At 53.6% G+C, this 14,943-nt stretch carries 13 protein-coding genes; 8 read left to right on the top strand and 5 right to left on the bottom strand.

Annotated elements, in window-relative coordinates:
- Positions 1-148: 148 nt before the first annotated feature.
- Positions 149-970, top strand: coding sequence for a protein bax (locus ACMGGS_RS07540; protein ID WP_414165617.1), 822 nt, complete (start codon positions 149-151; stop codon positions 968-970).
- A 53-nt stretch (positions 971-1,023) separates the two neighbouring features.
- Here the strand turns inward: ACMGGS_RS07540 and xylR are convergent, their stop codons facing one another.
- The 4 genes from xylR to xylF all read right to left on the bottom strand — a co-directional run bounded on the left by xylR (position 1,024) and on the right by xylF (position 6,058).
- Positions 1,024-2,202 carry a D-xylose utilization transcriptional activator XylR gene (gene xylR, locus ACMGGS_RS07545; RefSeq protein WP_176920077.1) on the bottom strand — a complete coding sequence of 393 codons (1,179 nt, stop codon included), beginning with the start codon at positions 2,200-2,202 and terminating at the stop codon, positions 1,024-1,026.
- A gap of 84 nt (positions 2,203-2,286) precedes the next feature.
- Positions 2,287-3,468, bottom strand: a complete 1,182-nt coding sequence (xylH, locus tag ACMGGS_RS07550; protein WP_176920078.1) for a xylose ABC transporter permease XylH — start codon at positions 3,466-3,468, stop codon at positions 2,287-2,289.
- Positions 3,446-4,987: a xylose ABC transporter ATP-binding protein gene (locus ACMGGS_RS07555; protein WP_414165618.1), complete on the bottom strand. Its 1,542-nt coding sequence runs from the start codon at positions 4,985-4,987 to the stop codon at positions 3,446-3,448. Before ACMGGS_RS07555 ends, xylH begins: the two co-directional genes overlap by 23 nt.
- A gap of 78 nt (positions 4,988-5,065) precedes the next feature.
- Positions 5,066-6,058, bottom strand: a complete 993-nt coding sequence (gene xylF, locus ACMGGS_RS07560; RefSeq protein ID WP_176920080.1) for a D-xylose ABC transporter substrate-binding protein — start codon at positions 6,056-6,058, stop codon at positions 5,066-5,068.
- Between the two features lie 373 nt (positions 6,059-6,431).
- On the opposite strand from xylF, the gene xylA reads away from it, so the two are divergent.
- From xylA to yiaA, 4 genes are all read left to right on the top strand, one after another.
- Positions 6,432-7,754, top strand: a complete 1,323-nt coding sequence (gene xylA / locus ACMGGS_RS07565; RefSeq protein ID WP_414165619.1) for a xylose isomerase — start codon at positions 6,432-6,434, stop codon at positions 7,752-7,754.
- Between the two features lie 52 nt (positions 7,755-7,806).
- Positions 7,807-9,261 carry a xylulokinase gene (gene xylB / locus ACMGGS_RS07570; RefSeq protein WP_414165620.1) on the top strand — a complete coding sequence of 485 codons (1,455 nt, stop codon included), beginning with the start codon at positions 7,807-7,809 and terminating at the stop codon, positions 9,259-9,261.
- 177 nt (positions 9,262-9,438) lie between these two features.
- Positions 9,439-9,819, top strand: coding sequence for a YiaA/YiaB family inner membrane protein (locus tag ACMGGS_RS07575; RefSeq protein WP_414165621.1), 381 nt, complete (start codon positions 9,439-9,441; stop codon positions 9,817-9,819).
- 40 nt (positions 9,820-9,859) lie between these two features.
- Positions 9,860-10,294, top strand: a complete 435-nt coding sequence (gene yiaA / locus ACMGGS_RS07580) for an inner membrane protein YiaA (RefSeq protein ID WP_414165622.1) — start codon at positions 9,860-9,862, stop codon at positions 10,292-10,294.
- A gap of 42 nt (positions 10,295-10,336) precedes the next feature.
- On the opposite strand, the gene ACMGGS_RS07585 is transcribed toward yiaA, so the two are convergent.
- Positions 10,337-11,332 carry an acyltransferase gene (locus ACMGGS_RS07585; RefSeq protein ID WP_414165623.1) on the bottom strand — a complete coding sequence of 332 codons (996 nt, stop codon included), beginning with the start codon at positions 11,330-11,332 and terminating at the stop codon, positions 10,337-10,339.
- Between the two features lie 186 nt (positions 11,333-11,518).
- On the opposite strand from ACMGGS_RS07585, the gene ACMGGS_RS07590 reads away from it, so the two are divergent.
- The 3 genes from ACMGGS_RS07590 to glyS all read left to right on the top strand — a co-directional run bounded on the left by ACMGGS_RS07590 (position 11,519) and on the right by glyS (position 14,914).
- Entirely contained in the window at positions 11,519-11,818 is a 300-nt protein-coding gene (locus ACMGGS_RS07590) for a YsaB family lipoprotein (protein WP_414165624.1), read from the top strand.
- Positions 11,819-11,923: 105 nt separating this feature from the next.
- Positions 11,924-12,835, top strand: coding sequence for a glycine--tRNA ligase subunit alpha (gene glyQ, locus ACMGGS_RS07595; protein WP_414165625.1), 912 nt, complete (start codon positions 11,924-11,926; stop codon positions 12,833-12,835).
- A gap of 9 nt (positions 12,836-12,844) precedes the next feature.
- Positions 12,845-14,914: a glycine--tRNA ligase subunit beta gene (gene glyS / locus ACMGGS_RS07600; protein WP_414165626.1), complete on the top strand. Its 2,070-nt coding sequence runs from the start codon at positions 12,845-12,847 to the stop codon at positions 14,912-14,914.
- Positions 14,915-14,943 lie beyond the last annotated feature (29 nt).

Raw genomic sequence — 14,943 nt, forward strand, 5'->3', positions numbered from 1 at the left:
GTTTACACTTTACACGTGACATTATTTCGGATTTTCTCTATTCCTTTACGTGCTCATGAAGGATATTTTTGGTAAGGTTCGGGGTTCAGTGCTTATTTCCCTAACATAACTAAGGCGTTTGGATGCTTAAATCCGACCAGGAGACTTAATGATATCGACTCCCCTTCGACGATATGGGGCCATGATACTCATGTTACTCACCTATGCTTTTTCGGGTGGGACGTTTGCAAAAACGCACACAACAGCGAGTGATATAGCCCGAATAACAGCGACAAGTAATAAAAAGGTTAGCAGTAAACAAGAGTATTCTCGCAATAGTGATTTAAGCAGTGCACTCCCTGACTTGCGAAAATACCCTTCCGGAACACCAAGGAAAAAAGCGTTTCTCCGGACGGTCATGCCTTATATTACCAGTCAAAATGCAGCGATTACGGCAGAGCGTAACTGGCTGATCTCAAAGCAATATAGCAGCCAATGGTCGCCTGCGGAGCGTTCACGCCTGAAGGATATTACGAAGCGCTATAAGATTAGCTGGTCTGGCAATACGCGTCGTGTTCCGTGGAACAAACTGCTTGAGCGCGTGGATATTATTCCGGATAGTATGATTGCGACCATGGCCGCCGCAGAAAGCGGTTGGGGTACCTCAAAGCTGGCACGTAATAATAACAATCTCTTTGGCATGAAATGTGCGAAGGGTCGTTGTACCAATGCGCCGGGCAAAGTAAAAGGCTACTCGCAGTTTGGGTCGGTGAAAGAGTCGGTGAACGCCTATGTCGTTAATCTGAATACTCACCCGGCCTACACGTCTTTCCGTAAGTCGCGTGCGCAACTGCGTAAAGCGGATCAGGAAGTGACGGCGACGGCAATGATTCATAAGCTGGAAGGTTACTCCACCAAAGGCTCAAGCTATAACAACTTCCTGTTTTCCATGTATCAGGATAACCAGCGGTTGATTGCGGCGCATATGTAATCGTTATGTAAGCGAAATACCAAAAGCCTTCTGTCAGGAAGGCTTTTTTGTTTCTATATCATCACCTCACTATACCGCTCCCGGTAATCCTTCGGTGTGGCGTCATACTCTTTCTTAAACACCGAATAAAAATATTGCAGCGAAGGGTAGCCGCACATCTGGGAAATTTCGTTGATCGACAGCGATGTGGAAATCAGCAGGCTACGGGCCTTCTCCAGTTTTTCCGCATGGATCACCGCGTGAATAGTCTCGCCAACTTCTTCCTTAAAACGCTTCTCCAGATTTGACCGGGAGATGCCGACCGAATCCAGCACCTGATCCACCTTGATGCCTTTACAGGCATTGTTGCGGATATAGTGCATCGCCTGAATCACCGCCGGATCGTTCAGCGAGCGGTAGTCGGTCGAGCGGCGCTCAATAACACGCATGGGGGGAACGAGCACGCGCTGTAAGGGCATTTCTTCGTTATCCATTAAGCGGTGCAGCAGCTTGGCGGCCTGATAACCCATCTGCCGCGTGCCCTGCGCCACGGACGAAAGCGCCACTCGGGAGAGGTAGCGGGTCAGCTCTTCGTTATCAATGCCGATGACACACAGCTTTTCCGGGACCGGAATATGCAGGTGCTCGCAGGCCTGAAGGATATGTCGCGCCCTGGCATCGGTAACGGCAATAATGCCGGTCTGCGGCGGCAGCGTTTGCAGCCAGTCGGCAAGACGATTTTGCGCGTGCTGCCAGTTTTCCGGCGCGGTTTGCTGCCCCTGATACACCACGCCACGGTATTTCTCCTGAGCGACTAATTGACAGAAAGCATGTTCTCGCTCAACGGCCCAGCGTTTGCCGCTGGAAAAGGGCAAACCATAAAAAGCAAAGCGGTTTACCCCTTTTTCCTTAAGGTGCAGAAAAGCACTCTCAACCAGCGCATAGTTATCGGTAGCGATGTAATGTACCGCCGGATAGCGCTCTGGCAGGTGATAAGAGCCGCCGACGCCGACGATAGGGACGCCAACATCGGCCAGTAGCAGTTCGATTTCCGGATCGTCATAGTCAGCAATAACGCCGTCACCCAGCCACTCTTTGATATTTTCGATACGGGCGCGGAAATCTTCTTCAATAAAGATGTCCCATTCTGATTGTGACGCCTGTAAATATTCCCCTACGCCCTCAACGACCTGACGGTCGTAGGCTTTATTAGCATTGAATAACAGCGTAATGCGGTGACGTTTTTCAAACATGATGCTTTTTCCCGTGAATCATCGCATAGTGAAAAGCACTATCGGCAATCCATGCCGGTAGTGCTGTGGTACTTTTATGGCAGATCAGGCGCGGCGTTTTGTGGCAGAATCCATCCAGACTGCCAGCAGCAGAATCGCCCCCTTAACGATATACTGCCAGAACGTCGGTACGTCCATCATACTCATTCCGTTATCCAGCGATGCCATGATAAATGCGCCCATAACCGCGCCCGCTACGCTACCGATACCGCCCGCCAGGCTGGTGCCGCCGATCACGCAGGCGGCGATTGCATCCAGCTCGGCAATGTTCCCGGCGGAGGGAGAGCCAGCGCCTAAACGAGAGCTGAGGATCAGCCCGGCAACCGCCACCATCAGGCCGTTGATGGCAAACACGGCGAGTTTTGTGCGCTCAACGTTAATCCCCGACAGTCGTGCAGCTTCCAGGTTGCCGCCGATGGCGTATATACGACGACCAAAGGCGGTGCGTGTTGCCATAAACATGCCTGCCAGCAGCAAAAATGCCAGCAACAGCACTGGCGTTGGTACGCCGCGATAATCATTCAGCAGCCAGATCGCGCCCAGGATAATTACCGCGGTGATCGCCTGTTTACCGACAACACCACTGGAGGCTGACGTACTCAACCCCAGCGACTGACGACGCATCCGCCCGCGCCACTGCCAGGCAACGAATGCCATCAGCCCCAGCAGGCCAATGGTAAAGCCGACACCGCCGGGCAGGTAGCTCTGGCCGATCTGCGACATGGAGGCGCTGGTCGGTGATACGGTGGTACCGTTGGTGATGCCAATCAGGATGCCGCGAAACGCCAGCATCCCGGCGAGGGTAACAATAAACGACGGGACCTTACGGTAAGCGACCCACCAGCCGTTCCAGGCACCCAGCAGCAGGCCGAGCGCCAGCGTGACGACAATGGTCAGCGGTAGCGGCCAGCCGAGCCAGACGTCAAAAATGGCCGCCGCGCCGCCGAGTAGTCCCATCATCGAACCCACGGAAAGATCAATTTCAGCGGAGATGATGACAAAGACCATCCCGACGGCCAGGATGCCGGTGATGGCCGTCTGGCGCAGCAGATTAGAGATATTGCGCGCGCTCAGGTAAGCGCCATCGGTAGTCCAGGTGAAAAATAACATGATGGCCACGATGGCGGCGATCATCACGAAGACTTGCAGATTCAGGGATTTCAGGCCCGAAAAGGGACCGGGCGTCGGGACTGCGAGTTTCATTTCAGACGGATTGCTTTTCGACATGACGTTCACTCCTCAATGCGGCTTCCATCACCTGCTCCTGCGTCAGGTTATGATTCACTAAATCGGCTTTCAGCTTTCCTTCATGCATCACCAGTACCCGATCGCTCAGGCCCAGCACTTCCGGCAGTTCCGATGAAATAACGATGACCGCGATGCCTTGCTGCACAAGCTGATTAATGAGCTTGTAGATCTCGTATTTTGCGCCGATATCAATGCCGCGCGTCGGCTCGTCCAGAATAAGAATGCGGGGATTCAGCAGCAGACAGCGGGCCAGAATCGCCTTTTGCTGGTTGCCGCCGCTCAGGCGACCAATCGCCAGTTCCGGCGAGGAGGTTTTGACCTTCAGCCGCTGGATCGATTGTAAAATGCAGTGCTGTTCCGCTGCGTCATTCAGCGCGCTTGCGGGACCGGTAAACTGATCCAGCGCGGCGAGGGTAATGTTTTTGCCCACTGCCATTACCGGCACGATGCCGTCTTTTTTGCGATCTTCAGGCACCATGGCGATACCGTGCGCCATCGCCTGCTGGCAATTACGGATGTGTACCGGCTGACCGTCGATGAATACCTGGCCTTCCCAGCGCCCGCGCCAGACGCCAAACAGGCACTGTACGGCTTCCGTGCGCCCTGCGCCGACCAGCCCGGCGATACCGAGGATTTCGCCGCGCTTCAGAGAGAAGGAGATATCGTTAACCCGCTTGATATGGCGGTTAACCGGATGCCAGGCAGTCAGGTGCTCCACGCGCAGGATTTCATCGCCAGTGGTATGGGGTTCGTTAGGATAGAGCGCCGTTAACTCGCGGCCCACCATCATGGTGATGATGTCATCTTCGCTCATGCCCGCTGCATCGCGGGTGCCGATATGCTGGCCGTCGCGGATCACACAGATGGTGTCTGAAATGGCCTTCACTTCATTGAGCTTGTGAGAAATATAAATGCAGGCGATATCGTGCTGTTGCAGGTCGCGAATAATATCCAGCAATATCGCCGTCTCTTGCTCCGTCAGCGAGGCTGTCGGTTCATCCAGAATAAGCAGCCGCACTTGTTTATTCAGCGCCTTAGCAATTTCGACCAGTTGCTGCTGACCAAGGCCTAAATCGCCCACGCGGGTATCCGGTGATATCGCCAGGCTGACCTGAGCGAGAAGCTTTTCGCAGCGCAGGGTCATGCTGTCATAATCCATGACCCCGTGGCGGGTAATTTCTGTGCCGAGGAAAATATTCTCCAGCACGGTCAGATCTTTCACCAGCGCCAGCTCCTGATGAATGATGGCGATGCCCCGGCGCTCCGTGTCGCGAATATGGCTGGCCTGTAAGGGTTCCCCGGCAAAAATAATGTCGCCGTCAAAGCTGCCGTAGGGGTAAATGCCACATAACACTTTCATTAATGTGGATTTCCCGGAGCCGTTTTCACCGCACAGCGACACGACTTCGCCTGAGTTTAATCTCAGGCTAACATTATCCACGGCCTTCACAGCGCCAAAGGCTTTGGTAATGTTTTTCATCTCCAGTAAATAAGGCATAACTGCTCCGCGTAGCCAATGAAATAACAGAGTCTGGCAAAACGAGAACCAGTGCCCCCACGAAGAGGGCATCAGGCGTTACAGATCGGTCTTTTTGTGGAAACCATCTTTAATGACGGTGTCATCAATATTGCTCTTATTCACTTCAATAGGGGTCAGCAGGCGTGCCGGGACATCTTTCAAACCGTTATTGAGGGTGGAGTCCGCTTTTGGCTGCTGGCCGTTCCCCAGTTCGACGGCGATTTCTGCTGCGGTGTTCGCCAGCAGGGTAATCGGTTTGTAGACGGTCATCGTCTGAGTCCCTGCGATAATGCGCTTAATCCCGGCAAGATCGGCGTCCTGACCAGAGATGGAGACTTTACCTGCCAGCCCCTGCGCATCCAGCGCCTGAATTGCCCCTCCGGCAGTCGCGTCGTTAGATGCCACAACCGCATCGATTTTGTTGTTATTCGCCGTTAGCGCGTTTTCCATAATCTTGAGGGCATTTTCCGGCAGCCAGCCATCGACCCACTGATCGCCCACCACCTTTATTTTTCCCTGGTCAATATAGGGTTTTAATACTTTCATCTGACCCGCGCGGAACAGTTTTGCATTATTATCGACCGGCGAGCCGCCCATCAGGAAGTAATTCCCCTGTGGCGTTTTATTTACCAGGCTCTGCGCCTGCATTTCGCCGACTTTTTCGTTATCAAAAGAGATATAAAAATCGATGTCCGCATTGTTAATCATGCGGTCATAGGCCAGCACTTTAATACCTTCCTGCTTCGCTTCTTTTACAACGTTGCTCAGCACCTGGCCGTTGTAAGGAATAATGACCAGCACGTCGACACCGCGATTGATCATATTTTCAATCTGTGACATCTGTGTTTCTTCGTTGCCATTGGCTGACTGGACAAATACTTTTGCGCCTAACGACTCTGCTTTTTTGACAAAAATATCGCGATCTTTCTGCCAGCGCTCCAGGCGCAGATCGTCAATGGCCATACCGATTTTAATCTCTTTAGCATGAATAGCGCCGCTAGCCAGCAGCAGTGAAGCGCAGAGTGTGAGACAAATGTTCTTTATTTTCATAATCGTGATGCCTTTTTGTAGGGTTGAGGTGGTGATATCAACGATAAAAGAAAAATTTACTGCTTAACACGCTGCAAATTTTTAACAGGTATACAGAAAGTGGCAATTACAGATTTTTATCTTTGCGTTACGATATTTCGTTTATTTTCCAATTTATGACCGGGATCGGACTTTTATTGATGAGTCGCGATCGTTTGCAAGGTTTACGGGAAAGCGGCTCGTAAAAAAGAAACGGTGCATTTTTGCGAGCCAGCGCACGTTTGTGCATTCTCTTAATAGCAGTGTGAAATAACGTAATTGAGCAAGACGAGATGACGCTCCAGTATTACGGCTGAATCGACTTTCTGCCGCGTCTCTGAATATGGAGTTCATTATGCAAGCTTATTTTGACCAACTGGATCGCGTTCGTTATGAAGGGCCAACATCAAAAAATCCTCTGGCCTTCCGTCACTACAACCCGGATGAACTGGTGCTGGGCAAACGCATGGAAGACCATCTGCGTTTCGCCGCCTGCTACTGGCATACTTTCTGCTGGAACGGCGCGGATATGTTCGGCGTAGGGTCCTTCGATCGTCCATGGCAGAAGCCAGGCGAGGCGCTGGAACTGGCCAAACGTAAAGCTGACGTGGCGTTTGAATTTTTCCATAAGCTTAATGTGCCGTACTACTGCTTTCACGATGTGGATGTTTCGCCGGAAGGCGGCTCGCTGAAAGAGTATCTGAGCAATTTCGCCGAAATGGTGGATTACCTGGGCGAGAAACAACAGCAAAGCGGCATGAAGCTACTGTGGGGGACGGCAAACTGCTTTACCAACCCACGTTACGGTGCAGGCGCGGCGACTAACCCGGATCCGGAGGTCTTCAGTTGGGCGGCCACTCAGGTGGTGACGGCAATGAATGCCACGCACAAGCTGGGCGGTGAAAACTACGTCCTGTGGGGCGGCCGTGAAGGGTATGAAACTCTCCTGAATACCGATCTCCGTCAGGAACGCGAGCAAATCGGCCGCTTTATGCAGATGGTCGTGGAACATAAACACAAAATCGGTTTCCAGGGCACATTGCTGATCGAACCGAAACCCCAGGAACCGACGAAGCACCAGTACGATTATGACGTGGCCACCGTCTACGGCTTTCTCAGGCAGTTCGGTCTGGAAAAAGAGATCAAAGTGAACATTGAGGCGAACCACGCGACGCTGGCGGGTCATTCTTTCCATCATGAAATTGCCTCAGCGATTGCGCTGGGGATCTTCGGTTCCGTCGATGCTAACCGTGGCGATCCGCAGCTTGGCTGGGATACCGACCAGTTCCCGAACAGCGTGGAAGAGAATGCGCTGGTAATGTATGAGATCCTCAAAGCAGGCGGCTTAACGACGGGCGGCCTGAACTTTGACGCTAAAGTGCGTCGTCAGAGCACGGATAAATATGACCTTTTCTACGGTCACCTCGGTGCGATGGATACCATGGCAATGGCGCTGAAAATCGCCGCGCAAATGGTTGAGGATGGTGAGCTGGATAAGCGCGTGGCGAAACGCTACAGCGGCTGGAACGGCGAACTGGGCCAGCAAATCCTGAAAGGTCAGCTAAGCCTTGCCGACATTGCCAAATACGCCGAGCAGCATAACCTCGCCCCGCTGCATCAAAGCGGTCATCAGGAACTGCTTGAGAATGTGGTTAACGGCTATATTTTCAACAAATAAGCCGTTTGGCCCGGCGTGCCGGGCCATTATTAGCAGATAAGGAGTGGTCACTATGTATATCGGGATAGATCTGGGAACCTCCGGCGTAAAGGCCATCCTGCTGGATGAGCAGGGAAACGTGGTGGCGTCGCAGACAGAGAAACTGACGGTTTCGCGCCCGCATCCTTTATGGTCGGAACAGGATCCCGAGCACTGGTGGCTGGCGACGGATCGCGCCATAAAAGCATTAGGTGCGCAGCATTCCCTGCGTGCGGTAAAGGCAATGGGTATCGCCGGGCAAATGCACGGCGCGACGCTGCTTGATAATCAGCAGCGGGTGCTGCGCCCGGCAATCCTGTGGAATGACGGCCGCTGTGGTGAGGAGTGCGCCATGCTGGAAGCGCAGGTGCCTGAGTCCCGCGTGATCACCGGCAACCTGATGATGCCAGGGTTTACTGCACCCAAACTCCTGTGGGTGCAGCGCCATGAACCCGACGTTTTTCGGCAGATCGACAAGGTACTACTCCCCAAAGATTATCTGCGTCTGCGCATGACGGGCGAGTTTGCCAGCGATATGTCGGATGCTGCGGGCACGATGTGGATGGATGTGAAAAAGCGCGACTGGAGCGATGAAATGCTTGCTGCCTGCACGCTTACCCGTGCGCAGATGCCTGCTCTTTTTGAGGGAAGTGAAATTACCGGTACGTTATTGCCCGCCGTCGCTGATGCGTGGAATATGCCTGCCGTCTCCGTGGTGGCAGGTGGTGGCGACAATGCCGCTGGTGCCGTTGGCGTCGGCATGGCGGATGCCGGCCAGGCGATGCTCTCGTTGGGCACCTCCGGTGTTTATTTTGCCGTCAGCAACGGATTTCTGAGTAAACCTGAAAGTGCGGTGCACAGTTTTTGCCATGCGCTACCAGGACGCTGGCACCTGATGTCCGTAATGCTTAGTGCGGCATCCTGCCTCGACTGGGCAGCGAAACTTACCGGCCTGAATTCAGTGCCTGCGCTGATCGCCGCGGCACAGGAGGCGGATGAAAAGGCAGGCGCTGTCTGGTTCCTGCCCTATCTCTCCGGCGAACGGACGCCGCACAATAATCCGCAGGCAAAAGGGGTCTTTTTTGGTCTGACCCATCAGCATGGTCCGGCTGAACTGGCTCAGGCGGTGCTGGAAGGGGTCGGATATGCGCTGGCGGACGGCATTGATGCGGTTCATGCCTGTGGTGTGGCACCAGACAGTATCACTCTGATTGGCGGCGGTGCGCGTAGCGCCTGGTGGCGTCAGATGCTGGCCGATATTTCGGGTCACCAGATGGATTATCGCACCGGTGGCGACGTTGGTCCCGCGCTGGGCGCTGCCCGACTGGCTCAGCTGGCGATGAATCCGGAGCGTCCGCTGTCCGAACTTCTGCCACAATTGCCGCTGGAACAAACGCATGCACCCGATGCCGCTCGTCATGCCCGCTATGCCGAACGACGTGAAACCTTCCGACAGATTTACCAGCAACTGTTGCCACTGATGTCCTGACCCCCATCCCTCCTTGCCTGCAAGCGAGGGATTCTTCTTATCAATACAATCACTTATATTATTAGTTAGTGATATGAATTTATTCTGAATTGATGATTCATTCTCTCTCCAGTGAAGTATCTGAGCGCTGCTCTGCTCCATAATGCTTTTTCCTCGGAGTGGGAAAAGGGGCTACAGATGGGTAATACAAGTGGAGTGTTATATACTCGCGCAGCAAAAATCGCTCTGCCAGTAGGGATTCTGGTATATGCAACGGGATTATGGCCTATTTGCCCGACATTAAGTGAAAAGGGTTACTACATCGCATTGTTAGCGTTGGGCCTGTTTTCCGTTGTGGTTTACGTGCATCTGACGCGTCATCATTGCTTCAGCGCAAAGATGAAGACGTGGTGTCAACTGATGTTACTGGTTTCGATGGGGCTACTTGCCGTTGGTCTGTGGAATGAACCCATCACGCTAAGTCAGAGACTTATCTACTTCATCGCCTGGGTTATCAGCTTGATTGCGATGACCGTTTGTTCAAAGGCGCAGCACATCACCGATCCTAAGCAGCGGTAAAATCAAATTTCAGGAAGACTAAAAAGGAAGGATTTTCACAATGGAAAGAAAAGCAGTTGTCTCACCGGCGTTTAACCTGGTGTCATGGATCGCTCTGATAGCCGGGATTGTGGTTTATCTGCTGGGACTGTGGAACGCAGAAATGCAACTCAATGAAAAAGGCTACTATTTTGCCGTGCTGGTGCTGGGGCTGTTCTCCGCGATGTCGTATCAAAAGACCGTTCGCGACCGGCTGGAAGATATCCCAACAACGCCGCTGTATTACATCGCGTGTCTGGCAACGTTTATTATCGCCGTGGCCCTGCTGGTGGTCGGGCTGTGGAATGCTACCTTACTGATGAGCGAAAAAGGTTTCTACGCCCTCGCTTTTTTCTTAAGCCTGTTTGGCATTGTGGCGGTACAGAAAAACGTCCGTGACAGTTGGGATCGCAGTGCAGAACCTTCTGTCGAACCGTTACAAGAGAGTGGTGAGTAGCGTTTCTGTGCCGGGGAAAACCCCGGCATCTCGCTTGCCTGGCTAACTCACCAGCCTGCGTGTATCCAGATGCTGAAGCAGGATGGATAACAACAGGCTACCCGTCACCGTCGCGCTAAAGATCCAAAGAATATCCAGCAGCGGCCAGCGTGTCAGCTCCACGCCGTTGGTGCGTAACGCGTGGATAATGAGCGCATGAAAACCATAAATCCCCAGAGAATGACGCGAAATAATACTCAGGCCGGGCAGGGTGCGGGCGTTGAGCGTATTTTTCACCAGCGTCAGCAGTGACACCGCGCAGAGAAAGACCATCGGGCCACAGTAGAGGTACCACGTATCGGCAAAGCTGCCACGCCATTTCAGCTCGTGCAATGTACCGCGTGAAATCACATAGACCGCCATGATGAACAGCGCCGCGCAGACCAGGGTAAGCGGCTTCTTATGGGTGTCCATCATACCGATAGCACGCCCCAGCATGCCGTACAGGACATAATAAAACGTGTCGCCATTGATATAGAGATTCACCGGCAGCCATTCAAAGCCGCCGATCTTTTGCGAGACGGTATTCGGGTTCGCGACGATGCCAATCACGACGATCAGCGCCAGCAGCATTTTACCGCTGACGTTTTTTACCTGGATTAACGGCGACACCAGGTAGATCACGATGATGGCGAAGAAAAACCACAGATGATAAAAAACGGGTTTTTGCAGCAAATAGCGCAGTGAAAGTTCGCCGTTTATGGAGGTAAAACCCCAGATATAGAGCAGAGCAACGGCGCTATAAAACAGCAGGCAGAGGGCGATGCGCAGGAAGTGACGCGGCTGAGCGCTACGCTCACCAAAAAAGAGATAGCCCGAAATCATAAAAAACAGCGGCACGCTCACCCGCGAGGCGGAATTGAGGACGTTAGCAATATTCCAGTCGATATGGCCGATGGCGGTCGGGTTGGTAATGTACCAGGCGGTAGTATGGATCATCACCACCATCAGGCACGCAATCCCTCGCAAATTCTCTATCCAGTGTATTTTTGACGACATCAGTCTCCTGCTTTCCTCTTTTATCGGGGCTTTATTCCTATTTTGCTTGAGATCCTGATTAGAAAATTCTGAATTTCCGGACGGCAGCTTGTACAACAAATTTGTCATTATCAAAATGCGCAGGTAGAAATACCCTATACAATTATCACCATTAAAAATAACAGGTAATTAACGAGGCGCGCGGAAATGACCTTAAAAAAGCTGATGCCTGTCATGTTAATGCTGCTGGTGGGCTGCCAGAGTGCGCCAGAGGCGGTACAAAAAGCGCAGAAGGCGAAAGTGGGGCCTGCACGCTCGCTGGATATGGAAACCTTATGTAAGGGGCAAGCGGCGTGGCGTTACAATACAGGTGCGCAAAAAATAAACGTTATTGGCTTTGAGCAATTTCAGGGAAGTTACGAGATGCGCGGCTATACTGCGCGAAAAGAGGGTTTTATCTGCGCATTTGATGCAGATGGCCAGTTTTTACACCTTTCTATGCGCTAACAGGCCAATTTTCCCCATTCTACCCGCTTTCGTACTGTATATCTTGCAGTCAGCGGGTATACTGGTCGCTTCCTTTAAATCCACACGTATCCAGCACGAAATACTATGCAAAAGTTTGATACCAGGACCTTCCAGGGCCTGATCCTGACCTTACAGGATTACTGGGCTCGCCAGGGCTGCACCATCGTTCAACCACTGGACATGGAAGTCGGCGCGGGAACTTCTCACCCGATGACCAGCCTGCGCGCGCTGGGGCCAGAGCCTATGGCAACCGCTTATGTTCAGCCTTCTCGTCGTCCAACCGACGGCCGCTATGGCGAAAACCCGAACCGTTTACAGCACTATTATCAGTTCCAGGTGGTGATTAAGCCCTCTCCGGACAATATCCAGGAGCTGTACCTCGGATCGTTAAAAGAGCTGGGCATGGACCCGACTATTCACGACATCCGCTTCGTCGAAGACAACTGGGAAAACCCGACGCTGGGTGCCTGGGGTCTCGGTTGGGAAGTGTGGCTGAACGGTATGGAAGTCACACAGTTTACCTACTTCCAGCAGGTCGGCGGTCTGGAATGTAAACCAGTAACCGGGGAAATCACCTACGGTCTGGAACGTCTGGCGATGTACATTCAGGGCGTGGACAGCGTGTACGACCTGGTATGGAGCGACGGCCCGCTGGGTAAAACCACCTACGGCGACGTCTTCCATCAGAACGAAGTTGAGCAATCCACCTACAACTTCGAATACGCCGATGTGGACTTCCTGTTCACCTGCTTCGAGCAATACGAAAAAGAAGCCCAGCAGCTACTGGCGCTGGAAAACCCGCTGCCGCTGCCGGCTTACGAACGTATTCTGAAGGCCGCCCATAGCTTCAACCTGCTGGATGCGCGTAAAGCCATCTCCGTCACTGAGCGTCAGCGCTATATCCTGCGTATTCGCACCCTGACCAAAGCAGTGGCAGAAGCTTACTATGCTTCCCGCGAAGCCCTCGGCTTCCCGATGTGCAACAAGAATAAATAAGAGGCGGCCATGTCTGAAAAAACTTTTCTGGTGGAAATCGGCACTGAAGAGCTGCCACCAAAAGCCCTGCGCAGCCTGGCGGAATCTTTTGCTGCGAATGTTACCGCAGAGCTGGATAACGCCGGCCTCGCGCACGGCAACGTTGAATGGTTTGCTGCCCCGCGCCGTCTGGCGCTGAAAGTTGCGAATCTTGCTGAGTCTCAGGCCGATCGTGAAGTTGAAAAACGCGGCCCGGCGATTGCCCAGGCGTTTGATGCGGAAGGTAAACCGAGCAAAGCGGCGGAAGGCTGGGCGCGTGGCTGCGGGATCACCGTTGACCAGGCCGAGCGTCTGACCACCGATAAAGGCGAGTGGCTGCTGTATCGCGCGCATGTAAAAGGCGAAAGCGCAGAAACGCTGCTGCCGAACATGATCGCCACCTCGCTGGCGAAGCTGCCGATCCCGAAACTGATGCGCTGGGGCGCGTCTGACGTCCACTTTGTGCGTCCGGTTCACACTGTGACGCTGCTGCTGGGCGACAAAGTGATCCCGGCAACTATTCTGGGCATTCAGTCCGATCGCGTAATTCGCGGCCATCGCTTTATGGGCGAGCCAGAATTCACCATCGACAATGCCGACCAGTATCCGCAAATCCTGCTGGAACGCGGGAAAGTGATTGCTGATTACGAACTGCGTAAAGCCAAAATCAAAGCCGATGCTGAAGAAGCGGCACGTCAGATTGGTGGAAATGCGGATCTGAGCGAAAGCCTGCTGGAAGAAGTGGCCTCGCTGGTGGAATGGCCCGTAGTGCTGACGGCGAAATTCGAAGAGAAATTCCTCGCAGTACCGGCGGAAGCGCTGGTGTATACCATGAAGGGCGATCAGAAGTATTTCCCGGTTTACGCCGATGACGGCAAACTGCTGCCGAACTTTATCTTCGTCGCTAACATCGAGTCGAAAGATCCGATTCAGATTATCTCCGGTAACGAGAAAGTGGTCCGTCCGCGTCTGGCGGATGCCGAGTTCTTCTTCAATACCGACCGCAAAAAACGTCTGGAAGATCACCTGCCGCGCCTGCAAACCGTGCTGTTCCAGCAACAGCTGGGCACCCTGCGCGACAAGACCGATCGTATTCAGGCGCTGGCGGGCTGGATCGCCGAACAGATTGGTGCCGATGTTAATCATGCTACCCGCGCGGGCCTGCTGTCCAAGTGCGACCTGATGACCAACATGGTCTTCGAGTTCACCGACACCCAGGGCGTGATGGGGATGCACTACGCGCGTCATGACGGCGAAGCGGAAGACGTCGCCGTTGCCCTCAACGAACAGTATCAGCCGCGTTTTGCGGGTGATGCGCTGCCGTCTAACCTGGTCGCGTGTTCTGTGGCGATTGCCGATAAGATGGACACTCTGGCGGGGATCTTCGGTATCGGTCAGCATCCGAAAGGCGACAAAGACCCGTTTGCGCTGCGTCGTGCCGCGCTGGGCGTGCTGCGTATTATCGTTGAGAAGAACCTGAATCTGGATCTGCAAACGCTGACTGAAGAAGCGGTGCGTCTGTACGGCGACAAGCTGACTAATGCGAAGGTTGTTGATGACGTCATCGATTTCATGCTCGGTCGTTTCCGCGCCTGGTATCAGGACGAAGGCTACACCGTTGACACTATTCAGGCGGTGCTGGCGCGTCGTCCGACCCGTCCGGCGGATTTCGATGCCCGCATGAAGGCGGTATCGCACTTCCGCACGCTGGATGAAGCGGCGGCGCTGGCGGCAGCTAACAAGCGTGTCTCCAACATCCTGGCGAAAGCCACCGAGCCGCTGAACGATACCGTTCATGCTTCCGTGCTGAAGGAAGCCGCCGAGATCAAACTGGCCGGCAATCTGGTCGTGCTGCGCGACAAGCTGCAACCGTACTTCGCGGAAGGTCGCTATCAGGAAGCGCTGATTGAACTGGCGTCCCTGCGCGAGCCGGTGGATGAGTTCTTCGAGCAGGTGATGGTCAACGCGGAAGAGAAAGATGTCCGTCTGAATCGCCTGACGCTGCTGTCGAAGCTGCGCGAGCTGTTCCTCCAGGTAGCGGATATCTCGCTGCTACAGTAAGAATAAAAAACCCGCAGAAATGCGGGTTT

The organism is Superficieibacter sp. BNK-5 (assembly GCF_047456055.1).
Taxonomy (GTDB): Bacteria; Pseudomonadota; Gammaproteobacteria; order Enterobacterales; family Enterobacteriaceae; genus Superficieibacter.